Source organism: Leucobacter sp. CX87, assembly GCF_018682295.1.
In the GTDB taxonomy this organism is placed as follows: domain Bacteria; phylum Actinomycetota; class Actinomycetes; order Actinomycetales; family Microbacteriaceae; genus Cx-87.
On the sequence record NZ_JAFIRI010000004.1, the window covers coordinates 336,178 to 356,979 of the forward strand.

Below are 20,802 nucleotides of genomic sequence, written 5' to 3' on the forward strand. Positions count from 1 at the left end.
TGTTTCGCTACTGCGGAGGATAGGGGAATTGAACTTGCGGGAACGAATAATCGTCAATATTTGGAGAATTGCTCGACGACAGGGCAGGGATTGTTGAGAGGGCGCTCTCTTGGAATACGTGTACTCGGGAACTCGGCATCGCCTGGGCGGATCCTGCTGCCTTTGGTTCATGCGTATCTGGCGCCAGCACGAACGTGCACACGTCGCGTTCAATTCCAGGTTGATTCTGGCACCAAGGGCGGAAGCGCTATCTCGCCAATATTCGTGCTACCCCATCAGCAAAGTAGAGTCGGCCGTAATTTGACGCAGTGATCTCACGAATTGCACCAAGGCTTTCGAGTTTTTGCACGAGGGATCGAGCCGTGCCATACGCGATCCCCCGGGCTTCGCTGAACTCTGGGATTGTGATGACGGGCTGGCCGAGAAGTACTTCTGCCACCTCCGTGGTAATCCCGCGGATACCTTTCTCGGCCGCCTGTGCAACGAGACCATCTCTGTATGCGAACAGCGCGTCGATTTGTTGCAATGCATGGCGTGAGCGGTCCCTGACCGCTTCTGCGAACATGGCTACCCATGGATCAAAGTCGCCTGTCAGAGACACGTTCTTGAGCGCGTCGATGTATGAATCTTTTCGCGGTTCGAACCACGCAGACAAGTTGAGAATCGGGTACTCGACCTCGCCCTCTAGGAGCAGTTGTAAGGAAATAATGAGCCGGCCCAGTCGACCGTTGCCGTCACTAAACGGGTGGAGTGTCTCAAACTGGTAGTGAGTTAAGGCCAACTTCACGAGAAGAGGGTGGTCATCGTCGGCGTTTACCCAGCGCTCCCAGTCGGAGAACCCTGTCTCGAGTAGGTCGCCCGGGGGAGAAGGCACGAATCGAGCTTCTTCTACGGGCCTTCCCTTTTCTCCAATAAAGACCTGACGTTGTCTGAGAGATCCAGCGTCGTAGGTGTCACCGCGTGTGCCGCTGACCAGTGTTTTCTGGATTTGCTCCAGCATCCTGCGGCAGATGGGAAGCGATTTCGCGAGCTCCAAGCCCTGGATTGCAGCTTCCACATAGTTCATGACTTCCCGGACGTCATTCGATTGGCGAGGCGGGTCAATGTGGTCTGCCGCAAGGATCTCGTCGAGATGCGCATAGGTCCCCTCCAATGCGGATGTCGCCTGCGCTTCTCGCTTCAGGGCGGGTCTGACGAGAAGGCTTGGATTGGGGAGGAACTTGATTCGTGCGTTCAGTGAGCCAAGTGCACGGTCGGCTTCACCCATCAACTTCACCGTTGATTGACGCATGTCAATGCGCGCGGGAAGGGGCGTTGGCACGAATGCGTAGTGGTCGTATGTCTGCCCAAGCTCATTGTCCCAACCGCTGATTGGTTCGAGTGAACCAACTGGGGAAGATTTGAAATTTGCGACATCCATTTTTCAAATATAGCCGGTATTTGAAATGTGGACAGGGGTGGTTTGAAATTCCACCTGCGTAATTTGCAAGTTTTGTCTGAAACTGAATTTCCAGTGCGATGGGAAGCTGGAGAAAAAACGAAGCAGCCCCTCACCGGGAAACCCAGGTGAGGGGCTGTTTCGTTACTGCGGAGGATAGGGGATTTGAACCCCTGAGGGCGTGAACCCAACACGCGTTCCAGGCGTGCGCCATAGGCCGCTAGGCGAATCCTCCATGCTGGCCGCGAACAGCCAACGCTTTCTATCCTAGCGGAAGCTACATGCGGTTCTGTCCCGCCCGGGGTTACGCCCGAGGGTCGAGGGGATGCGCCGCCATCTGACCATCGAGCTCGTCTAGGTCAACGTGCGGATCGCGTCCGGCGGCGGCCGCGAAGCTGAGCGCGGCGATAAGGCAGGCGAACGCGATGATCCCGAGCGGGTTGCAGATGCCGATGGACATGCCGAGCGCGTCGGGCCCCGCCCAGAGGCTCAATAGTGAGACGAGCTCGCCGTTCGGGTTGTCGGGCACCGTGATCCCAAACGCGAGCGCGCACGCCCACGCGAGCACGAGGGCGACGATGGGGGCGCGTCCGAGCGGACGACCTCGCTCGCGGGTGATGCGGATGCGGCGCGCGGTCCAGAGGCTGAGCCCGGCGAACACGAGCCCGATGGTCGGGAGATACCACCACGTGAGCTCGCCGCCGATGCCGAACAGCCAGCGCCCGACGCTCATCCAGAGCGCCAACACGACACCAATAATCGCCACAATTTGCGCGAACACGAAGCCACCTCCACGAGCCTGGCGCGGGGTATCCGCGCGGCCCCATTCTTCCACGTCGGGTGCCTCGGGGCGTCGGAGTTCGGCGCGACGTCGGGCCGGTTGTGGGGAACGTCAAGGCTCGTGACATCGCCCAGGGTCGTCGTGTAACGTGCAGAGTCCACCGGCTTTTACTCCGGTCCACAGATTCTGACACTGGCATCAAGGACACCGACATATTGGACGTAAGCGACCACTCACGCCCTCGGGGGCGGCGTGCAGCGCCGCTGACCCGTCGGGACATGCGTGAAGCGCGACTTGCTGAGGAGCGTCTGCGCTCCTCTGTTGCGTCGCCAGCCGCTGCGCCCAAGCCTGCGGAGTCGCGCCGGGAACGCCGCATGCGTGAGTTGGCACAAGCCCCCCAGATGACAGAAGGACCTGCTGCGCCTGCGCCGACCGAGCCGGTCTCGGTCGAGGGTGCCGTCAAGATTCTTCCGTCCGCGGCACCGCCCAGGATCCGCCCGCGCGCCGCAGTCAAGGCGCGAAGTTCTGCGGCACCGGCCATCGCCCAGCCAGCCGCTCCGGTGCTCAAAGCAGTGCCAGTGGCCGCGCCCGTTCCTGCAGCGCCGGAGCCGGTGCTCGAGGAGCCGATTGAGGTAACAGGGCCGGCAGAGGTGCCTGAGCCGGTTGAGGCGTCCGAGTCGACCGAGGCAATCGAAACACCCGCACCGACAGAAGCACCGCCCGAGCCGCCGGCGCTGGTCGAGCCGGTCGCCCCGCCCGCGGTCGCTGAGCCGTCGACCACGACCGGAGCGCAGCGTTTCCGCTTCGACATCGGCACGATCCCGCTCGCTCCGCACTCTGCCTCTCTCCCGCTGGCCGCCCCGGTCGCGCCGAACTTCGGCCGCGACGACCTTTCCGCCGTCACCGACGCTGCGTCGATCAGCCTCGGCGGGATCCTGCGCCGCTCGCTCTCAGTGACTCTGGCGGCCGCGAGCGTGGCGGGCCTCATTCTCACGGCCGCTATCCCGTCGCTCGCGCCGATGGGCGGCGAGGACCGCACGCAGGCCTCTGCGATCCAGCAGCTCAGCCTCGGCGGATCGACCGCATCAAATCTCGACGTCGACGTCGTGGAGGGTGTCGACGGCGCCGAGGTCGCGGCCGACGCGGCGCTGATTTCCGCGGACACGTTCGTCAACAACCCCTACGGCATCGTGCAGTACCCCTTCAGCAAGGGCGTCCCGCTGACCGACCCCTTCGGCTATCGCACGGCACCGATCGCGCAGTTCCACGACGGCCAGGATTTCGCCGCCGGCAACGGCGCAGCGATCCGGAGCATTGCCGACGGGACCGTGCTCGAAAGCGGCCCGACGACCGACGGATGTGGCACCGGCGTGAAGATCGCGCACGAGGTCGACGGACTGAGTGTCGAGAGTCGCTACTGTCACATGCAAGAAGGATCGACCCGCGTCGAGGTCGGCAGTGTGGTGAACGCCGGGCAGATGATCGGCCGAGTGGGCGCGACCGGTATGTCGTTCGGCCCGCACCTCCATCTCGTGATCCAGATCAACGGCGAGCCGGTCGACCCGATGCCGTTCTTCCAGAAGTACAACGCAATTTCCCGTTAGCGAGTGGCAGCACGCCCGGGCGTCTGGCCGATTTCATATGGCACGAGTTTTGGTGCTATTCTCTAACGGTTGTCATCGCAAGATGATGTACGCCCCGATAGCTCAGTGGTAGAGCACTTCCATGGTAAGGAAGGGGTCCCCAGTTCAAACCTGGGTCGGGGCTCTGTGGCTGAGTAGCTCAGTTGGTCAGAGCGCACGACTCATAATCGTGAGGTCGCGGGTTCGGATCCCGCCTCAGCTACCACTTACTCACCAGAAACCCCCGTCGCGAATGCGGCGGGGGTTTCTGCGTTCCGGCAGGATCCTGGCGCTGGACCTGACCCCGTTCGCCCCCACCTCTCGACGCGGCGACTCCCGCGGGAGTAGCGTGAGGCATGGCCACCCAGATCCACGCGATCGGCACCGCGCTTCCGCAGTTCCACCTGCCGCAGTCGAGGACACGAGACTTCTTCATTGCGCAGGCGGGAATGGGCAGGCTGGCGGCACGGCTCATCGGGGCGGCATTCGACCAGTCCGCGATCGACAGCCGGTACACGGTCCTCGGCGATCTCGCGGGCGAGCCCGGCCTCTTTGTTGATGAGGATGGGCAGCTGCGGGCGCCGAGCACGGGGGAGCGCAACGCGGTCTACCGCCGCGAGGCTCCGCCCCTCTTTGCTGCGGCAGCGCGAGATGCGCTTGCACGCGCGGAGTTCGCGCCCGACGAGGTCACCCACGTCGTCACCGCCTCGTGCACCGGCTTCTTCGCACCAGGGCCCGACTTCCTGCTGGTCAAACAGCTGGGGATCTCGCCAAACGCCGAGCGCACCCACGTCGGCTTCATGGGCTGCGCGGCCGCGTTCCCGGCGCTCCGCGTCGCCACGCGGATCAGCGAGAGTCAGCCCGACGCGGTCGTGCTGGTCGTCTGCGCCGAGCTGTGTTCCCTCCACATCCGGTCCTCGCAGGATCCGGAACAGATCGTGGCGTCAGCGGTGTTCGCGGACGGAGCCGCCGCGGCCGTCGTATCGGCGCAGGAGCCGCGCACCGCAGGAGCCGTGTTCGACGTGGGGGCGTTTTCGACGTCGATCACCGCCGACGGCGAGCAGGACATGGACTGGAGCATTGGCGACCAGGGCTTCGAGATGCGGCTCACTGCCGAGGTGCCGCGAGTGATCGGCCGCGAGATTGCCGGGGTCGTGCGCTCGATGCTCGGCGAGCACGGGGATCCCACGGCCGCCGTCGATAGGACCGCCGTCGATGCGTGGGCGGTGCACCCGGGCGGGCGCAGCGTGCTCGACCGCGTGCAGGCGAGCCTCGAGTTGCCCGACGAGCGGCTTGCGCACTCCCGCGCGGTGCTGCGCGACCACGGCAACATGTCGAGCGCGACCGTGTTGTTCATCCTGCGCCGCATTCTCGAGGACGACACGCTTCCCCCGAGCTCCCGGATCGCGGCGCTCGCGTTTGGCCCCGGGCTCACGGTCGAGACGGCGCTGCTCACCCGCCGCGTGCCCCGCGGCAGCGGCCGGGCGGCGGCATGAGCCTCACGGATCGCGATCAGCATCTCGAAGAGCTGATGGACGATCCCGGCTGCGACCCCGAACGGTTGCGGCGCACGCTCCAGCGCTTCGCGGTGGTGAACCGCCTCGTCGCCGGTTGGGACGGCGTGTACCGCTCGCACCTGCGCCCCGCCCTCGCTCGGACGAACGGCCCCGCGCGCATCCTCGACATCGGCTGCGGTGGCGGCGACGTGCTCCGGCGGCTCGTCCTGCGTGCCCGCGGCGACGGCTTCGCGGTCACGGGCATCGGGGTGGATCCTGACGGGCGCGCGCTCGAGGTCGCCCGAAGCGCGCCGCAGACCGAGGGGGTCACCTATCGGCAGGCGTTTGGCCGGGACCTCGTCGCTGAGGGGGCGACGTTCGACATCGTGCTCTCGAACCATCTGCTGCACCACCTGCGGGATGCCGAGTTCACGGGTCTGCTCGCGGACTCGGAGGCGCTCGCCACCACGCTCGCCATACACTCCGACATCGCGCGCGGCCGCCTGGCGTACGCCGCCTACGCCGCCGGAATCACCCCGTTCGCACCCGGGACGTTCCTCCGCACCGACGGCCTCCGCAGCATCCGCCGCAGCTACACTCGCGACGAGCTCGCGGCCCGCCTGCCCAGAGGCTGGGCAGCCAGGCAGGTCTCGACATTCCGGCTGCTCGCGGTGCACCACACACAGTCGGGGCGACGGTGAGCGGGCCTCGGGCCCACCAGGTCGATCACGACGTCGTCGTCGTCGGCGCGGGCCCGAGCGGGCTGCTGCTCGCCGCTGAGCTCAGCCGGGCGGGCATCGACGTCGCCGTGCTCGAGCGGCGTGCTGACAGCGCGCCGGGCACGAGGGCGATCGGGGTGCACCCGCCGACGCTCCTGGCGCTCGAGGCGTCGGGGGCCGCCGAGCAGATCCTCGCGCGGGCAGCGCGGATCCCTCGCGGCATTGCCCGCACGCGCGACCGCCAGCTGGGCGAGGTGCGTTTCGACCGGACGGGCGCCCGGTTTCCGTTCGTCGCTGCCGTGCCGCAAGCGGTCACCGAGGCTGCGGTCGGCGCGGGGGCACCGGATCCGCTCCGCGGTGTCCTCGTGGGTTCACTGCGAGATGCCGGCGACTTCGTGGTGGTCACGACGGAGAGCGCGGCCGGCCCCGGCGAGTTGCGCGCCCGCGCGGTCGTGGTGGCGGCGGGTGCCTCTGGGCGCGCGCTTGTGGCGGCCTCACACGGGGTGCGCGCCCGGGAATTTCCCGACCGGTACCTGATGGCGGATATCAAGGCCGCGCCCACCCAGCCCGAGACGACCGCGGTCATCACCCTCGACGGGACGGGCGTGCTCGAGTCGTTCCCCCTGCCCGGGGGCGGGCGCCGGCTCGTCGCGTGGGTCGGGCGGGGCGGGGAGGTCGTCGAGCCACCCGGCGAGCGGGCGGACGAGCTACTGCGCCGGGCGGTCGCCACGCGCACCGGCGACGAGGCGCTCGCTGCCAGGGTAGCGAGCGCGCAGGGCTTCGGGATACGCCGGGTGTTGCTCGGGCGCATGCGCCGAGGGCGGGTGTTCGCGATCGGCGACACCGCGCACGAGGTGAGCCCGATCGGCGGGCAGGGAATGAACCTCGGCTTGCTTGACGCGGCGACGCTCGCGTCGGCGCTCGTGCGCTGGCTGCGGGACGACGAGGCGACAAGCGAGCTCGATCGCTGGGAGCGGCGGCGGCTTGCCTCGGCACGGACGGCTGCCCGCCTCGCCGGCGCGAACACGTCCGTCGGGCGGTCGCGACCGGTCGCGGCTCATCTGCTCGCGACGACGGCATTGCGCGTGGCACTCTCAGGGCCGCTGGGGCGGTTGGCGGCGAACGCCTACGCGATGGGGCTGGACGCGGACGCTACCCCGTCAGCCCGCCGGTGAAAATGAGCTGTGTCGCGAGCAAGAGTGCGGCGAGCTGCACGAGCATGAAGGCGAGACGTCTCGCGCCGGGGCGTAGCGACGCCACCAGGGCGACGATCGCCAGCGCGCTCACCGCCGCGAAACCCAGCACGGGCAACACCTCGAGCCCGCGCCCGACGGCGTAGCCGGGTGCGAGGGCGACGACCGCGGCACCGGCGATGAGCGCGGCCGCGGCGATGATGGCGGAACCCGTCGCGCCGATCCTGTGGGGCAGCCCGCGCACGCCCGTCGCGCGGTCGTCGTCGAGGTCGGGGAGGACGTTCGAGAAGTGGATGGCGACGCCGAACGCCGCGCCGGCGAGCGTGGCCCATGGGGGCGCGAAGAGCGGCGCGGGGAGGCTCAGCGTCGCGAGCGACGGGAGCCCGCCGAAGGCAAGGACGAAGCAGGGAGCCGACCAGACAGTGGACTTGAGCCCCGCGTTGTACGCCCACCCCGACCCAATGAGCACGAGGTGTACGAGGAGCATCCGCCAGCCGAGGACGGCCGAGAGCCCGACTGCCATCAAAGCGGCGGAGACGGCCGCGACCCAGGCGGTTTGGAGGGGCGCTCCCTCGCGCGCGAGCGGTTTATCGGTGCGCTCCACTGCCCGGTCGCGCGGGGCGTCAATCGCATCGTTCGACAGGCCGATCGAGACCTGGCCGGCGAACACCGCTGCGGTCAGCAAGGCGAGCCGGCCCGGCCCGAGCCCGACCGAGACCCCGAGCGCTGCGGCGATCGCGGTCACGACCAACGTCGGTCCGGGGTGGGTTGACCGCCACAGCACTGCCAGTGTGCGCATATCCCGATGGTAGGGCGTGCGGGGGTGTGATCGGCGATGCGCGCCGGAATATTCGCGATGCTGACGGGCGACGTCGCCTCGCACCCCTCGACGTTCATCCGGGAGTTCACTTTGCGTTAGCGCGCGTTCACGCGCCGCTGTTCAGATATGTGGGGCCGAGCTTGTCGGCCGCTTTCCACGCGAAGTAGGGCTTGAACGATTATGAAGTTGCTTTCCGCAGGCGCGCTCGCGCTCGTTACCTCCTCCCTCCTGCTCACCGGTTGTTCGGCGAGTGAGAGCCCAACCGCTGACAACACCTGGGCGAGCGCAAAGAGCGCCGAGGAGGGTGGCGGGCTCGACGCGCTCGTCGCGGCCGCCCAAGAAGAGGGCACCCTCAACACCATGGGGCTGTTCGATGACTGGGCCAACTACGGTGTGCTGAAAGCCGCCTTCACCGAGAAGTACGGTATCGAGGTGAACAACGACGTGTCGATGAGCTCGAGCCAGGAGCAGATCAACGTCGTGCAGCAGCGGGTGGGCCAAGAGCGCTCGATCGACTACCTCGACACGGGCGTCTCGTTCGCGGAGTCGGGCGCCGCCCAGAACCTGCTCGCCGAGTACCGCCCGGCGGGCGCCGAGGCGCTGGCCGAGGGCCTGCGCGGCGCGGGCGACCAGTGGACCAGTCAATACGGCGGCTACATGAGCATCGGCTGCGATGCCGGACGCGTCGAGGTCTGCCCGACGACGATCGCCGATCTCACGAAGCCTGAGTACGAGGGCAAGATCGGGGCGTTCGAGGACCCGACCTCGGGCGAGCTCGAGTTCAATATCGTGTGGGCGATGTCGATGGCGAACGGCGGGTCGCTCGACGACATCCAGCCGGGCGTCGACTTCTTCCAGGAGCTTTCGGACAGCGGAAACATGACCAAGGTCGTCGGCAACGACGGCACCATCGAGCGGGGCGAGACCCCGATCGTGCTCAGCTGGGACTACCTCAACCTGGCCTCCGCCACGAAGCTGGCCGAATCGGGCATCGACTTCCAGGTGAACGTCCCGACCGACGTTTTGTGGTCCGCGTACTACGCCGCGTCGATCAACGCCGACGCCCCGCACCCCGCGGCGGCTCGCCTCTGGATGGAGTTCGTGTTCAGCGACGAGGGCCAGAACATCTTCCTCGAAGGCCAGACGCGCCCCGCGCGCCTCGGCGAGATGCTGGAGGCGGGAACCGCTGACGCTGACGCCGTCGCAGCACTGCCCCCGGCAGAGGGCGAGGCGACCATCCCGAGCGCTGAGCAGCGCGACGCGGCGAAGGAGCAGCTGACCGCTGCATGGATGGCCGTCACCTCCTCATGACCCGTTCGTCTCGCGGGGCGGCCACTCGGTCGCCCCGCACGGCCGTCGGGCTGCTCCCGTTCTTCGGCTTCACCGCCCTGTTTCTCGGCGCGCCGCTCGTCGGCCTCATCGTCTCCGCGTTCCACGTCCCCGTGCCGAATGCCCCCGGGCAGAGCGTGCTCGGCCTTGGCAACTTTGCGGCGAGTCTGAGCGGCGGCCCCGGCGAGGCGATCGGCAACAGCATCCAGATCAGCGCGATAGCTGCCCTGATCGGCACGGTTTGCGGCGCTCTCGTCGCCCAGGCGATCGTCACCCTCGACTCGCCTGCGCTGCACTCGACCACGACCGTGCTCTCGACGGTGCTGGCGAACGCCGGCGGCATCAGCCTCGCGTTCTCGTTCATCGTGGTGCTCGGCAACGTCGGCTTCCTCACCGAGCTGCTCCCGCTCAAAGAGATCGGCTTCTCGCTCTACAGCGGCGCGGGCCTCATCTTGATGTACCAGTACTTCCTCATCCCGACCATGGTCATGCTCTTCCTGCCCACGCTCGGCGGGGTGCGCCGCGAGTGGCGCGAGTCGGCCTCGTCGCTCGGCGCCCCCTGGTACCAGTTCTGGGCGCGCGTCGGCCTTCCCGTGGTCACCCCGGCGCTGCTCAGCGGCTTCGTCCTGCTCTTCGGTGCCTCGCTCGCGACCCACGTGTCGGCGGCCGCGCTGATCGGCGGCGCGAACTTTCCCCTCGTCACCCTGAAGATTGCGGGGCTGCTCACCGGTGGCAACGCGTCCGGCCAAGAGAACGTGGCGATGGCGCTGAGCGTCAACATGATCGTGATCGCCCTCGTGACGCTCGCGATCTCCATTCCCCTGCAGAAACGGAGCCGGCAGTGGCTGTCCGCGAAATAGTGAGTGCCCCTCAGAGCGCGACTTCGACGGGTCCCGAGGTCGCGCAGCGCGCCTACCGCCCCTCGCGACTGCCCAGGATCCTGGCGGTGGTGACGTTGGTCGTGCTCGGCATCTACCTGGCTGGGCCGCTGCTCGCGGGCCTCTGGTACAGCTTCTGGATCCCGGGTGAGGGCGTGCGACTCACGGCCCTCGCCGACGCTGTCGCCTCCCCCGAGGTAATGAGTAGCCTCGCGCGCTCGATCGGCCTCTCGCTGGCCTCCGTGCTGATCCTGTTCGTCGTGCTCGTGCCGACCGTCGTGCAGTTGCACGTCGGCGCGCAGCGGTACCGGCCGCTGGTCGAGGCGAGCTGCATGCTGCCGCTCGTCGTGCCCGGCATCGCGCTGGTGGCGGGCGTCATGGTGGTGCTGCGCGCCGGCGTCGGCGCGGGCACGGTCGCGCGCACGGTGAGCCAGTTCCTGCAGGATCCCTCATACCCGCTCGTGCTCGTCGGCTGCTACGTCATCGTGCTGTTGCCGTTCACCTTCCGCGTCATCGACAACGCGCTCTCCGCGATTCCGGTCGCCCAGCTACTCGATAGCGCGCGAGGCCTCGGAGCCCCGTTTCCGATTGCGGTGCTGCAGGTCGTCGCCCCGAACATCCGCGCGTCGCTCTGGGTGTGCGCCTTCTTCGGTCTCTCGGCGGGCCTCGCCGAGTACACGTTTTCCATCACCCTCGGGTTTCATACGCTGTCGGTCGAGCTCATGAGCCTCTCGGGCAGCAACTTCCGCACCTCTATCGCCGTCTCGCTGCTCGTCACGCTGCTGTCGTGGGTGCTGATGATCATCGTCCTCCAGGCGTCAAACCGCGTCGCCGCCTCTCGAAAGGCTCGTTCATGAACACGCTTCCCACCTCTCGTCCCGTCGGCGCCAGCATCGAGTACCGGGGTGTGCAGAAGTCGTACGGCTCGACGCCCGTGCTGCGCGACTTCACGCTCGACATCAACCCCGGTGAGTTCATCGCGCTGCTCGGCCCCTCGGGCTGCGGAAAAACCACCGCGCTCCGGATCCTGGGCGGGTTCGAGACCCCGAGCGCCGGCGACGTGCTCGTCAACGGGCGCTCCGTGCTGCCCGTGCCGCCGCACCGCCGCGACATCGGCATGGTGTTCCAGGCGTACAGCCTGTTCCCCAACCTGACCGTGCGCCGCAACGTAGAGTTCGGCCTGGCACTGCGCGGGGTGCCGCGCGCAAAGCGGCGAGAGATCGCGCGCGAGAAGCTCGAGATCGTGCGCCTTTCGGGGTTCGAGGACCGCTACCCGAACCAGCTGTCGGGCGGGCAGCAGCAGCGCGTCGCGCTCGCACGGGCCCTGGCGATCAGCCCCGAGATCTTGCTGCTCGACGAGCCGCTCTCGGCGCTCGACGCGCAGGTGCGCGCGGGCCTGCGCGAGGAGATTCGCGAGCTGCAGCTGCGCACCGGCGTCACCGTCGTGTTCGTGACGCATGACCAGGAGGAGGCGCTCGCGATGGCGGACCGCGTCGCCGTGATGCACGAGGGTCGGATTCAGCAGATCGCGGCCCCGGACGAGCTGTTCTTTCGCCCGGGCGGCGAGTTCGTCGCGGGGTTTGTGGGTGTTACGAACGAGCTGCCGGTCGCCTCCGGGGTACCGCAGCCGGCGCTCTGGCGGGTGCCCGCGGCGGGGACCGCGACCGACCGGCTCTACGTCCGCCCCGACGCACTCGACTGCGAGCCGTCGACCGACCCGGTGGGGCGCGTCACCGCGCACCTCTTCCTCGGGGCGACGACCCGCATCACGGTCACGACCCTGGAAGGCGAGCACCGCCTGAAGATCGACGTTCCGACGCACCGGGTCGTGACGATCCCGGTCGGCGAGCAGGTCGCGGTGCGGCTCACTCAGCCCGCGATCTATCGGGTGCTGGGGGACGATCCCGGCCAGCTGCCGGCCGTTGCCGTCTCGACCGCGACCGCCGCCGAGCGGGTGCGCGTGGCGTAGGTCGCCTCATGCAGAACAGCGCCCAGCCTGTCGTGGAGCCGGGCTGGGCGCTGTTGCGTCTGATTGGTGCGGTCCTACGCCGGATCGAGGAACTCCAGCAGCCGCGGCGTCACCTCGGTCGGAGAAACCTCCGCCGGCCAGGCTGGCGGGGCGCCCTGCGGTCGGTGCAGCACGACGAACGACTCGCGCTCGAGTGCCGAGTCCCCGCCGTGGCCGCCCGCATCGACGTGGCCGTGATCGCTCGTGATGGCGAGCAGCCAGTCGTCGCCGTCCACCTCGGCCAAACGCGCGACCTCGGCGCTGAGGCGCGCGAGGTGCGCGTCGAGCCGGGTCAGCGAGGCCGCGTACTCGGGCGAGAGCGGGCCGTGCAGGTGGGCCGACTCGTCGGCGTCGCAGAGGTAGGTGAAGCAAACGTCAGGGGTGTCGTGCGTGAGGGACCACATCGTGTGGTCAACCATCTCCGCGTCGAAGGGCACGTAGCCGCGCGTCTCGCCGTCGCGCACGACGACGCGGTGCAGCCCTGCGTGGTGCTGCTCGCGCCGCTCGTGAATGATCGGGCCGAACCCGGCCGGGTCGACGAGCGGCGGCCAGCTCGCGGCGGCGAAGGTCTTTCTGCGCTGATCCGCGTAGAACGCGCGACTCAGCAGATCCGGGTAGCGGCACAGCTCCGAGCCCAGGAACTGGTTGTCCGTGACGCCGTGTTCGGCGATCGTCGCGCCAGTGAGGATCGTCGCCCAGCTCGGGCCCGACATCGTGGGAGCCGCGACGAGCATGCCGTGTCGGGAGCCCTCCGCCGCGAGGCGAACGAGCGTCGGCATCAGGCCGGCGTCGATGGCGAGGTCCACGCGCAGCCCGTCGAGTCCGACGAGCAGGATCCTGCGCCGCGGGGAAGCCTGCGGGGAAAGCGCGAATGCGGCAGGGGAGAAAGTCATGGGGTCCTGTCTGTGATGCGAGAAGCGGGCGGCGAAATGACAGCGGCGCGGCCAGATCTGGAAGTCAGATCGGGCCGCGCCGCTCGGGTGACGCAGTTCACATGCGGTCGAGCACGGACTCGGCGAAGCCCATCCCGGTACTCATGCCCGTGCCGTTCGTGACACAGGCGATGAACACCCCGGGGGCCGGCTCGCGCACAAAGAAGGGCTCGGCCGTGCTCGTGGCGTACTCGCCGTGCCACCGCCGCCGCACCGTGAGCGGGGTGCCGAGCAGCTGCTCGAACTCGCGCAAGAGCAGCAGGTCGAGCGCCTCGTCCTTGAACGGGTCGTGCGTGTGAGCGTAGGCGTGCGTGTCGCCGATGACGAGCCGGCCGTTCGGCCGCTGCGACATCTTGACGTTGACGAACGCCTCGACCAGCTCGGGGGTGTCCCGTGCGAGCCGCTCGCGGATGCTCGCGGCCTCCGGGTAGTGCGCGAGGCCGTCGTAGCGCATCACCGCGGTGCCGGTCAGGATGACCGGGTCGAAGTGGCTGCCGGCGGGCGCATCGGTCTCGAGCATGTGGAGCAGGCAGCGCGTGAACCCCGCCTCCTCCGCGACCTCCGGGAAGAGCAGGTCGAGGTCGTGCCCCGTGGCTACCACGACGCGCTCGGCCGTGACCGACCCACGGCTCGTGTGCACGACCCCGGACTCGACGCCCGTGACGTTCGTGCGGAACCGAAACTCGACGCCCTGCTCGGCGAGGTAGGCGGCCAGGGCTGGGATCGCCTCGGGCGAGTTCACCCGCAGGTCGTTCCGGCAGTGTGCGGCCCCGACCAGGCGCGGGTCAGCGATGCTCGCGAGCTCGCGGGTCTCGGCGGGGTTCAACAGCTGAACGCCCTCGCCGCGCAGCTCGGCGAAGCGCTCGAGCAGGGCCCACTCGTCGTCGGCGCGGGCCACGATGAGGGTGCCGGCTTCCTTGATCCAGAATCCCGCCCGCTCAGCGAGACGCAGCCAGTGCGCCCGCCCCGCTCGGGCGTACGCCAGGCCCTCCCCGTCCTGCGTGGTGATGCCGACGTGGCCGAAGTTTCGGATCGACGCCCCCACCGGGCGATCGGTCCGTTCGATGACGACCACCCGCTGCCCGCGCTCGTGCGCGAGCGCCGCGTGGGCAAGCCCCACGACGCCCGCGCCGACGACCGCGAGGTCGAAGTCGTGCGCCTGGCTCACTCCGCGAGCGCGGGGGCCGCGAGGCCGAGCAGCTCGGGGAGGTCCCGCACGTCGCACACGTGGGTGTGCGGGAAGGTGGCGAGGTGCTCGGGCGACTGAGCACCGGTGCTCACCGCGACGACGTACTTCGCGCCGGCGTTGATGCCCGCGGCGAGGTCGAGCTCGGTGTCGCCTGCTGCGAGGACCTGGTCCGCGTCGGTGACGCCCGCGCGCTGCATGGCGACCTGGATGAGCTCGGGCGCCGGGCGGCCGAGCGAGACGTCGTCGGAGGTGATGGCGAAGTCGACCGTGTGCTCGGGCGTCGGGCCGACCGTCCACCCGATCGCGTCGAGGATCATCTGGGTCACGCCGCGGTCGAAGCCGGTCGTGAGCGCCACCTGCATGCCGGCAGCGCGCATGCGCTGGAGTGCCTCGGCGACCCCGGGGAGGGCGGTGGGCGGCGTATCGCGGTAGGTCTGCTCGAGGCGGGCGCGGAACTCGAGGAAGAGGCGCTCGACCTCGGCGGGGTCGGCCTCGCCGCGGAAGGTCTTGAGGAACCCGGCGATCGCCTCGCGCTTGTTGGCGCCGAGTGCGGGGCGGAGGGCGTCGTCCGAGATCTGGACCGAGAGCGCTTCCTCGACGACCTCCTTGAGGCGGGCGTACACGGCGCCGCCCTCGTTGACGGTGGTGCCGGCGACATCGAGCGTGATCAGGGAAACCATCTGGGACTACCTTCTGTTCAATCGTGTTCGACCCGATCGACTGCGGGTCAAAACCAACGGTAGGGAGGGCGGGTCACCCGCCGACAACGCGGCGGGGAACCGGAAGTGAACGCCCCGGGAACAGTGGGTGTTGGTGCTTGACGGAGTCGGCTACGCCTCCGCCCCACTCGCGCTCGAGATGCCGGGGTAGTCCGCGACGCGATCGGCGATGACCGGGAATTCCGTGCGCACCCGAGCGACGAGGCCCGGGTCGATGTCGACGACGAGCACCTCCTCGCCGGCGCCGCACTCCCCGACGATGGCGCCAGACGGGTCAACGACCCGGCTGAAGCCGCCGAGCTCGACCCCGCCCTGGCTGCCGCCGGCGTTGCACGCGAAGATCCACACCTGGTGTTCGACCGCGCGCGCATGGGTGAGCAGCCGCCAGTGTGCGCGGCGGGCGGCGGGCCAGGCGGCGGGCACGACAACGGCCTCGGCGCCTCGGTCGCTCAGCGCCTGCCACAGGCCGGGGAAGCGCAGGTCATAACAGGTGGTGCTGCCGAGCCTGCCGACCGCGCTGTCGACGACGCTCAGCGTCGTGCCCGGTGTGAGCAGTTCGGACTCGAGCGACTGATATCCGAAGACGTGGATCTTCCGGTACACCTGCGCGATCTTGCCGTCCGCGCCAATGAGTACTGCCGTGTTGTGCAGCGCCCCGTCCGGGGCCCGCTCGATGATGCTGCCGAGGTGCACCTGGGCGCCCAGGTCGCGTGCGACCCGCCGGCCCATCGCCACGGTCGGGCCGTCGAGCGTCTCGGCCAGCTCTGCGTACTGATCGAACGCGAAGTACCCGGCGCTCCACAGCTCGGGCAGCACGAATAGGTCAACGCCTGGCTGCGCCCGCAGGATCCCCTCGGCGCGCACGATGCGCTCGGCCTGCGTCTCCCCGTCAGGGCTTGCGAGCTGAATGAGGGCGACCCGGGTCATGCATTCTCCTTCTGGCCAGTGCGTGTTGCCTCAGTCTACAAACCGCGGCCCGAGCTATCGCGGCCTTCATGGCCGGCGGCCAGCCCCGCGACCAGGCGCGCAAACGCGGCGAGCATGCGGGCAGGATCCGCGCCAACGCCGTCGCGGGTGCCGCCGCTGGCGACCGCGATCGCGGCCTCGCGCAGCGCCCCCACGAGCAGGGCCGCAGTGAGCGCCTCGTCGACGTCTTGGCCGAGCTCGCCGTCCGCGCGGGCTTCGGCCAGCACCCCGCGCACGAGCTCGACGCTCGCCCCCGAGCCGCGCCCGCGCTCGGGCCCCGTGGCGATGAGGCCGGGCCCCGAGACGTTGTAGAAGTGGCCGACCCGGGGGTCACCGGCGAGCTCGATCATCTCGCGGGCGAGGGCGACGAGCTGATCCTGCCAGCTCGAGGCCGCCGAGACGGCCGCCCGGCTGCGTGCCACGAGTTCGTCCGTCAGCCGCGCGTAAGCGGCGCGCAGCAGATCGTCCCGCCCGCCGGGGAAGTGGGCGTACAGAGTGCCGCGGGCCATGCCCGATCGCGTCGCCATCCGCTCGATCGTGGCCGTGTCAACGCCGTCCTCGGCGATGATGGTGAGCAACGTCCCGATGAGTTCGTCGCGCGTGCGCTCGCGGCGTCGCTCGCGCAGCGAGGTTGCCGGTGCGGGCTGGGTCATGCGCACTTCCTCTCGGATCGACCCCAAGTCTAGGACGGACGCGCATGAAATTGATTTCTAAATGCAATTTCTGAACTAACAGTCTAGTTTTGTAGTGAGACCACTCCCCACGAATGAAAGGTCGCCGATGACCGAGCTCGTCACCCTCGCCAATGCTGCGGCGCTCGCCCGCGAGGCACTCCCGGCATTCGGCATCGCCGCCGACGCGCCGCTACGCCTCCTGAAGAACCGCGAGAACTTCGTGTTCGCGCTGGCGCACGCGGGCACCGAGTACGTCCTTCGCGTGCACCGCCGCGGGTATCACTCGGACGCCGAATTGGTCTGCGAGCTCGAGTTCGTCGAGGCGCTGCGGGCGGAGGGCGTCGCCGTCCCTCGCTTTGTGCGCACTCGCGACGACCGCACGTTCTGCGTTGTCGGGGCGGGTCAGGCGGTTGGCGCCCACCAGGTCGACCTGCAGCTGTTGCTCGAGAACCACGGCAACTTCGGCGACGAACGCACCGCCTTCGATGGCACGGCCGAGCTCGACCCCGACGACTTCGCCGAGTTGGGTGGCCTTGCAGCCCGCGCTCACGCCGCCGCCGAGCGCTCGGGCTTCACGCTCGGAGTGCCGCGCCAGAACTGGGACGCGGCCGGTCTCGTCGGTGAGCACCCCGTTTGGGGCGACCCGCTGCGGCTGCCCGAGCTCGCGGGGCAGGATCTCGGCGACGTGGAGGCGGCGATCGCCCGCGTGGCCGAGGTACTCGCCGCCTACGGGCAGCGCCCCGAGAGGTACGGCCCCATCCACTCCGACCTCACCCCCGAGAACATCCTGCGTACCGACGCGGGCCTGGTGCTCATCGACTTCGACGATTTCGCCGAGGGTTGGCACCTGTTCGACCTCGCCACGGCGATCTACTTCTTCACCCCGCACCCGCGCTATGACGAGTACCGCCGGGCGCTCTTCGCCGGGTACGAGGCGATTCGGCCGCTCGATGACGCGGACCGCACGGCGTTCGCCGCGATCCTGCTCGCCCGCGGGCTCACGTACCTGGGCTGGGCGGCGGACCGCCGCGGCGAGGAGGCCGCCGAGTTCCACGCGGAGTCCGTGCTGCCACAGGTGGTGCGCCTCGCCCGCGAGCTGCTCGCGCAGCCCGCCGTCTGACCAACCCGCCCGCTTGACGCAACACGAGGACATCATGACCACCAGCAACGCAGACCTCATCGCCCGCCGAAACTCCACGATCGGGCCCTTCTCGCCCCTGTTCTATGCCGAGCCGCTGCAGTTTGTCTCGGCGAAGGGGGTCTGGTTCACCGAGGCGAACGGGCGGCGCTATCTCGACGGGTACAACAATGTGCCCCACGTCGGCCACGGGAACGACCGCGTCGTGCGGGCGCTCGCCGAGCAGGCGGGCCGCATCAACATCCACACGCGATACCTCAACGAGCGTGTCGTCGACTACTCGGAGCGGCTGCTGTCGACCTTCGAGCCGCACCTTGACCGGGTCTTCTACGGCAACTCCGGGTCTGAGGCGAACGAGCTCGCGCTGCGGATCGCGCGCCAACTCACCGGGAACACGGGCGTCATCGTGTCGGATTACAGCTACCACGGCACCACGATCACGCTCGCGCAACTCACCACCGGGCTCACCACCCGCGAACCGCTTGGCGCGCACGTGCGCACCCTCCGGATCCCGGACCTCGACCTCGACCCGCGCCCCGAGGCGGAGGTGTGCGCCGAGACGCTCGCCGAGCTCGACGCCGCGATCGCCTCACTGCAGGCGGCGGGCCTCGGCGTCTCGGCCAGCCTCTTCGACCCGCTGTTCTCGACCGAGGGCATGCCGCGGGTGCCCGCGGGGCTTGCCGCGGGAATCGTGCAGCGCGTGCGCGCGGCCGGGGGGCTCGTCATCGCGGACGAGGTGCAGAGCGGATTTGGCCGCACCGGGTCGCACATGTGGGGGCACCGCTATCTCGGCATGGACCCGGACCTCGTCACGCTGGGGAAGCCCATGGGCAACGGCCACCCGATGTCCGCTGTGGTCACGACCGAGGCGATCCAGACTGCGTTCGGCTCGCGCAACGAGTTCTTCAACACCTTCGCCGGCAACCCGGTCTCGGCCGCGGTCGGCGAGGCCGTGCTGGTGGAGATGGACGAAAAGGGGCTGATGGCGCAGGCAAGCGAGCTCGGCGGGCTCGCGCTCGCGAAGTTCGAGGAGTTCGCCGGGCGCTACGATTTCATCCGCTCGGCGAAGGGGGCCGGGCTCTTCCTGGGGCTCGACTTCGCCGTTGACGGGGAGCCCGCACCGGCGCTCGCGAAGCAGGTCGTCGAGGCGATGAAGTCGCACGGCGTGCTGATCTCGAAGATTGGGCGCCACGAGAGCGTGCTCAAGGTGCGCCCGCCCCTGGCGTTTAGCTCTGCGGAGCTGCCGATCCTGTTGGGTGCGCTCGAGGAGTCGCTCGACGAGGTGCGCGCCGCCTGACGGAACACCGCACTCGCCAGGGAAATGACAGAGGGGCAGGATCCGCGCGGATCCTGCCCCTCTGTGTAAGCGTCGCGAGTTAGCCGCGGCGGTACTGCGCCGTGATGGGGCACTCGAACGGGTCGCGAGCGGCCAGGCCGACGCGGTTCAAGTACGCGATCACGATGGCGTACGAGCGCCAGATCGAGGTCTCGGTGTACGGGACATCGAGCGTCTGGCAGGCCTCGCGCACGATCTCGCGAGTGCGAGCCAGCGCGGGGCGGGGCATGTTCGGGAACAGGTGGTGCTCGATCTGGTAGTTCAGGCCGCCCATGAACCAGGTGGCCATCCAGCCGCCCGAGACGTTGCGCGACGTGCGTACCTGCTTCGAGAAGAAGTCGAGGCGGGCGTCGTGCGCGAGCACCGGCATGCCCTTGTGGTTCGGGGCGAACGAAGCGCCCATGTAGACGCCGAACACGGCGAGCTGCACGCCGAGGAAGGCGAATGCCATGCCCATCGGCAGGAACATGAAGAGGGGCACGATGTAGAGCGCGTTCCGCACCGTGATCATGCTGAGCTCGGCCCAGCGCTGCTTGACGCCGCGCTGCGTGAGCAGGTGCTTGTAGCTCAGGTAGTGCAGGTTCAGTCCCTCGAGCGTGAGCAGCGGGAAGAAGAGCCAGCCCTGGTGGCGGGTGATGAAGAGAAGGGGGCCCTTGACCTTGGCGGCGTCCTCTTCGAGGAAGACGATCGTGTCGACATCAATGTCGGGATCTTTGCCTACGGTGTTGGGGTTCGAGTGGTGACGCGTGTGCTTTGAGTCCCACCACGAGTAGCTCAGGCCGATCGACGCGGCGAGCACGCGGGCCAGCCGGTCGTTCGAGGGGCCAGTCGCGAGGATCTGGCGGTGCGCGGACTCGTGAGTCAGGAACGCGGCCTGGGTGAAGACGATGCCGACTGCTCCAGCAATGAGCAGCTGGAACCAGCTGTCGCCCAGCAGGATGAATCCGGTGACGCAGCCAGCGAAGAGAACGACGAGTACAGCGCCAACCATCCGGTAGAACCACGGAGTGCGGCGGAGGAGTCCGGCATCACGAACGGTGCGGGAGACCTGGGTGTACGCGTGGGCGATCTTGGGGAAAGAATCGGTGCGGGCGTACGTCTGGCGAAGCGGGCCGAGATTGGTATCGACAATGCTGGTTACGGAAATGAGAAGTCCAGTTCACTGTTGGGAACGCTGGACCGATCCGCGGGTAAAGAGAAGGTCCGGATCGATGGGGACTCTCGCAGTCGAGAGCCCCCATCAAACCGTAAATACGACCTAGAGGGCGCGAATGTTCGCAGCCTGCGGGCCCTTGGGGCCGCGCTCGGTTTCGTACTCTACCTTCTGGGCCTCTTCGAGGCTGCGGTAGCCGCTGCCGCTAATCGCCGAGAAGTGAGCGAAGACGTCGGCCGAGCCGTCGTCGGGCTCGATGAATCCGAAGCCCTTTTCCGAGTTGAACCACTTTACTGTGCCAGTTGCCATGTTGCTTTTCTTCTTTCATTAATGCCGCAAGTGCGGCGTATGTGCTGTTTCGACTCAGTCGACGCAGACGATTGTGGGGGTGGGTGCCGGTGTGCGGCGATC

The 20,802-nt window shown here is 68.4% G+C and carries 20 protein-coding genes and 3 tRNA genes; 12 read left to right on the forward strand and 11 right to left on the reverse strand.

Annotated elements, in window-relative coordinates:
* Positions 1-247: 247 nt before the first annotated feature.
* From KOE53_RS07045 to KOE53_RS07055, 3 genes are all read right to left on the reverse strand, one after another.
* Positions 248-1,420 (reverse strand): Fic family protein, encoded by a 1,173-nt coding sequence (locus KOE53_RS07045; RefSeq protein WP_188045245.1) that lies wholly within the window; start codon positions 1,418-1,420, stop codon positions 248-250.
* Positions 1,421-1,588: 168 nt separating this feature from the next.
* Positions 1,589-1,673: transfer RNA gene (locus KOE53_RS07050), tRNA-Ser, on the reverse strand.
* 69 nt (positions 1,674-1,742) lie between these two features.
* Complete coding sequence (locus KOE53_RS07055; RefSeq protein ID WP_353055602.1) at positions 1,743-2,219, reverse strand: hypothetical protein; 477 nt, start codon at positions 2,217-2,219, stop codon at positions 1,743-1,745.
* Positions 2,220-2,620: 401 nt separating this feature from the next.
* Here KOE53_RS07055 and KOE53_RS07060 point away from each other — a divergent pair, with 401 nt between their 5' ends.
* The 6 genes from KOE53_RS07060 (at position 2,621) to KOE53_RS07085 (ending at position 7,231) form a co-directional block, all read left to right on the forward strand.
* On the forward strand, positions 2,621-3,823 hold the full coding sequence (locus tag KOE53_RS07060; protein WP_188057910.1) for a M23 family metallopeptidase: 1,203 nt from the start codon (positions 2,621-2,623) through the stop codon (positions 3,821-3,823).
* A 91-nt stretch (positions 3,824-3,914) separates the two neighbouring features.
* Positions 3,915-3,986, forward strand: a tRNA-Thr gene (locus KOE53_RS07065).
* A 4-nt stretch (positions 3,987-3,990) separates the two neighbouring features.
* A tRNA-Met gene (locus KOE53_RS07070) sits at positions 3,991-4,067 on the forward strand.
* A gap of 130 nt (positions 4,068-4,197) precedes the next feature.
* Positions 4,198-5,337 (forward strand): type III polyketide synthase, encoded by a 1,140-nt coding sequence (locus KOE53_RS07075; RefSeq protein ID WP_188057911.1) that lies wholly within the window; start codon positions 4,198-4,200, stop codon positions 5,335-5,337.
* The gene (locus tag KOE53_RS07080; protein ID WP_188057912.1) at positions 5,334-6,038 is read left to right on the forward strand and encodes a methyltransferase domain-containing protein; all 705 of its coding nucleotides are present in this window, start codon (positions 5,334-5,336) and stop codon (positions 6,036-6,038) included. The genes KOE53_RS07075 and KOE53_RS07080 overlap by 4 nt, the downstream gene beginning before the upstream one ends.
* The gene (locus KOE53_RS07085) at positions 6,035-7,231 is read left to right on the forward strand and encodes an FAD-dependent oxidoreductase (protein WP_188057913.1); all 1,197 of its coding nucleotides are present in this window, start codon (positions 6,035-6,037) and stop codon (positions 7,229-7,231) included. The genes KOE53_RS07080 and KOE53_RS07085 overlap by 4 nt, the downstream gene beginning before the upstream one ends.
* On the opposite strand, the gene KOE53_RS07090 is transcribed toward KOE53_RS07085, so the two are convergent.
* Positions 7,209-8,048, reverse strand: coding sequence for a UbiA family prenyltransferase (locus KOE53_RS07090; RefSeq protein WP_188057914.1), 840 nt, complete (start codon positions 8,046-8,048; stop codon positions 7,209-7,211). The two genes, KOE53_RS07085 and KOE53_RS07090, sit on opposite strands and share 23 nt — an antisense overlap.
* Positions 8,049-8,249: 201 nt before the next feature.
* On the opposite strand from KOE53_RS07090, the gene KOE53_RS07095 reads away from it, so the two are divergent.
* From KOE53_RS07095 to KOE53_RS07110, 4 genes are read left to right on the forward strand one after another with little or no spacing between them, the layout of a single operon-like run.
* The gene (locus KOE53_RS07095; RefSeq protein ID WP_188057915.1) at positions 8,250-9,380 is read left to right on the forward strand and encodes an ABC transporter substrate-binding protein; all 1,131 of its coding nucleotides are present in this window, start codon (positions 8,250-8,252) and stop codon (positions 9,378-9,380) included.
* Positions 9,356-10,258, forward strand: a complete 903-nt coding sequence (locus tag KOE53_RS07100; protein WP_188057916.1) for an ABC transporter permease — start codon at positions 9,356-9,358, stop codon at positions 10,256-10,258. The genes KOE53_RS07095 and KOE53_RS07100 overlap by 25 nt, the downstream gene beginning before the upstream one ends.
* Complete coding sequence (locus KOE53_RS07105; RefSeq protein WP_188057917.1) at positions 10,258-11,133, forward strand: ABC transporter permease; 876 nt, start codon at positions 10,258-10,260, stop codon at positions 11,131-11,133. Before KOE53_RS07100 ends, KOE53_RS07105 begins: the two co-directional genes overlap by 1 nt.
* Positions 11,130-12,245, forward strand: a complete 1,116-nt coding sequence (locus KOE53_RS07110) for an ABC transporter ATP-binding protein (protein WP_188057918.1) — start codon at positions 11,130-11,132, stop codon at positions 12,243-12,245. Before KOE53_RS07105 ends, KOE53_RS07110 begins: the two co-directional genes overlap by 4 nt.
* Positions 12,246-12,319: 74 nt before the next feature.
* Here KOE53_RS07110 and KOE53_RS07115 read toward each other — a convergent pair whose 3' ends face one another.
* The 5 genes from KOE53_RS07115 to KOE53_RS07135 all read right to left on the reverse strand — a co-directional run bounded on the left by KOE53_RS07115 (position 12,320) and on the right by KOE53_RS07135 (position 16,743).
* Positions 12,320-13,177, reverse strand: coding sequence for an alkaline phosphatase family protein (locus KOE53_RS07115; protein WP_188057919.1), 858 nt, complete (start codon positions 13,175-13,177; stop codon positions 12,320-12,322).
* Positions 13,178-13,274: 97 nt separating this feature from the next.
* Positions 13,275-14,384, reverse strand: coding sequence for a TIGR03364 family FAD-dependent oxidoreductase (locus tag KOE53_RS07120; protein ID WP_188057920.1), 1,110 nt, complete (start codon positions 14,382-14,384; stop codon positions 13,275-13,277).
* Complete coding sequence (locus KOE53_RS07125; protein WP_188045528.1) at positions 14,381-15,085, reverse strand: phosphonatase-like hydrolase; 705 nt, start codon at positions 15,083-15,085, stop codon at positions 14,381-14,383. Before KOE53_RS07125 ends, KOE53_RS07120 begins: the two co-directional genes overlap by 4 nt.
* 150 nt (positions 15,086-15,235) lie before the next feature.
* On the reverse strand, positions 15,236-16,051 hold the full coding sequence (locus tag KOE53_RS07130; RefSeq protein WP_188057921.1) for a nitrilase-related carbon-nitrogen hydrolase: 816 nt from the start codon (positions 16,049-16,051) through the stop codon (positions 15,236-15,238).
* Between the two features lie 35 nt (positions 16,052-16,086).
* The gene (locus KOE53_RS07135; protein ID WP_188057922.1) at positions 16,087-16,743 is read right to left on the reverse strand and encodes a TetR/AcrR family transcriptional regulator; all 657 of its coding nucleotides are present in this window, start codon (positions 16,741-16,743) and stop codon (positions 16,087-16,089) included.
* Between the two features lie 127 nt (positions 16,744-16,870).
* On the opposite strand from KOE53_RS07135, the gene KOE53_RS07140 reads away from it, so the two are divergent.
* Both KOE53_RS07140 and KOE53_RS07145 read left to right on the forward strand, forming a co-directional pair.
* Positions 16,871-17,884, forward strand: coding sequence for a phosphotransferase enzyme family protein (locus tag KOE53_RS07140; RefSeq protein WP_188057923.1), 1,014 nt, complete (start codon positions 16,871-16,873; stop codon positions 17,882-17,884).
* Between the two features lie 34 nt (positions 17,885-17,918).
* Positions 17,919-19,199 carry an aspartate aminotransferase family protein gene (locus KOE53_RS07145; protein WP_188057924.1) on the forward strand — a complete coding sequence of 427 codons (1,281 nt, stop codon included), beginning with the start codon at positions 17,919-17,921 and terminating at the stop codon, positions 19,197-19,199.
* 79 nt (positions 19,200-19,278) lie between these two features.
* On the opposite strand, the gene KOE53_RS07150 is transcribed toward KOE53_RS07145, so the two are convergent.
* Positions 19,279-20,385, reverse strand: a complete 1,107-nt coding sequence (locus KOE53_RS07150; RefSeq protein ID WP_188057953.1) for a fatty acid desaturase family protein — start codon at positions 20,383-20,385, stop codon at positions 19,279-19,281.
* 111 nt (positions 20,386-20,496) lie between these two features.
* On the reverse strand, positions 20,497-20,700 hold the full coding sequence (locus tag KOE53_RS07155) for a cold-shock protein (RefSeq protein ID WP_188045533.1): 204 nt from the start codon (positions 20,698-20,700) through the stop codon (positions 20,497-20,499).
* Positions 20,701-20,802: the final 102 nt, after the last annotated feature.

What these genes read in the sequence shown, in the direction of transcription:
- KOE53_RS07045 (WP_188045245.1), bottom strand. Translation starts at nt 1,420, where the DNA reads ATGGATGTCGCAAATTTCAAATCTTCCCCAGTTGGTTCACTCGAACCA.
- KOE53_RS07060 (WP_188057910.1), top strand. Translation starts at nt 2,621, where the DNA reads ATGACAGAAGGACCTGCTGCGCCTGCGCCGACCGAGCCGGTCTCGGTC.
- KOE53_RS07075 (WP_188057911.1), top strand. Translation starts at nt 4,198, where the DNA reads ATGGCCACCCAGATCCACGCGATCGGCACCGCGCTTCCGCAGTTCCAC.
- KOE53_RS07080 (WP_188057912.1), top strand. Translation starts at nt 5,334, where the DNA reads ATGAGCCTCACGGATCGCGATCAGCATCTCGAAGAGCTGATGGACGAT.
- KOE53_RS07090 (WP_188057914.1), bottom strand. Translation starts at nt 8,048, where the DNA reads ATGCGCACACTGGCAGTGCTGTGGCGGTCAACCCACCCCGGACCGACG.
- KOE53_RS07095 (WP_188057915.1), top strand. Translation starts at nt 8,250, where the DNA reads ATGAAGTTGCTTTCCGCAGGCGCGCTCGCGCTCGTTACCTCCTCCCTC.
- KOE53_RS07100 (WP_188057916.1), top strand. Translation starts at nt 9,356, where the DNA reads ATGGATGGCCGTCACCTCCTCATGACCCGTTCGTCTCGCGGGGCGGCC.
- KOE53_RS07110 (WP_188057918.1), top strand. Translation starts at nt 11,130, where the DNA reads ATGAACACGCTTCCCACCTCTCGTCCCGTCGGCGCCAGCATCGAGTAC.
- KOE53_RS07115 (WP_188057919.1), bottom strand. Translation starts at nt 13,177, where the DNA reads ATGACTTTCTCCCCTGCCGCATTCGCGCTTTCCCCGCAGGCTTCCCCG.
- KOE53_RS07125 (WP_188045528.1), bottom strand. Translation starts at nt 15,085, where the DNA reads ATGGTTTCCCTGATCACGCTCGATGTCGCCGGCACCACCGTCAACGAG.
- KOE53_RS07130 (WP_188057921.1), bottom strand. Translation starts at nt 16,051, where the DNA reads ATGACCCGGGTCGCCCTCATTCAGCTCGCAAGCCCTGACGGGGAGACG.
- KOE53_RS07135 (WP_188057922.1), bottom strand. Translation starts at nt 16,743, where the DNA reads ATGACCCAGCCCGCACCGGCAACCTCGCTGCGCGAGCGACGCCGCGAG.
- KOE53_RS07140 (WP_188057923.1), top strand. Translation starts at nt 16,871, where the DNA reads ATGACCGAGCTCGTCACCCTCGCCAATGCTGCGGCGCTCGCCCGCGAG.
- KOE53_RS07145 (WP_188057924.1), top strand. Translation starts at nt 17,919, where the DNA reads ATGACCACCAGCAACGCAGACCTCATCGCCCGCCGAAACTCCACGATC.
- KOE53_RS07155 (WP_188045533.1), bottom strand. Translation starts at nt 20,700, where the DNA reads ATGGCAACTGGCACAGTAAAGTGGTTCAACTCGGAAAAGGGCTTCGGA.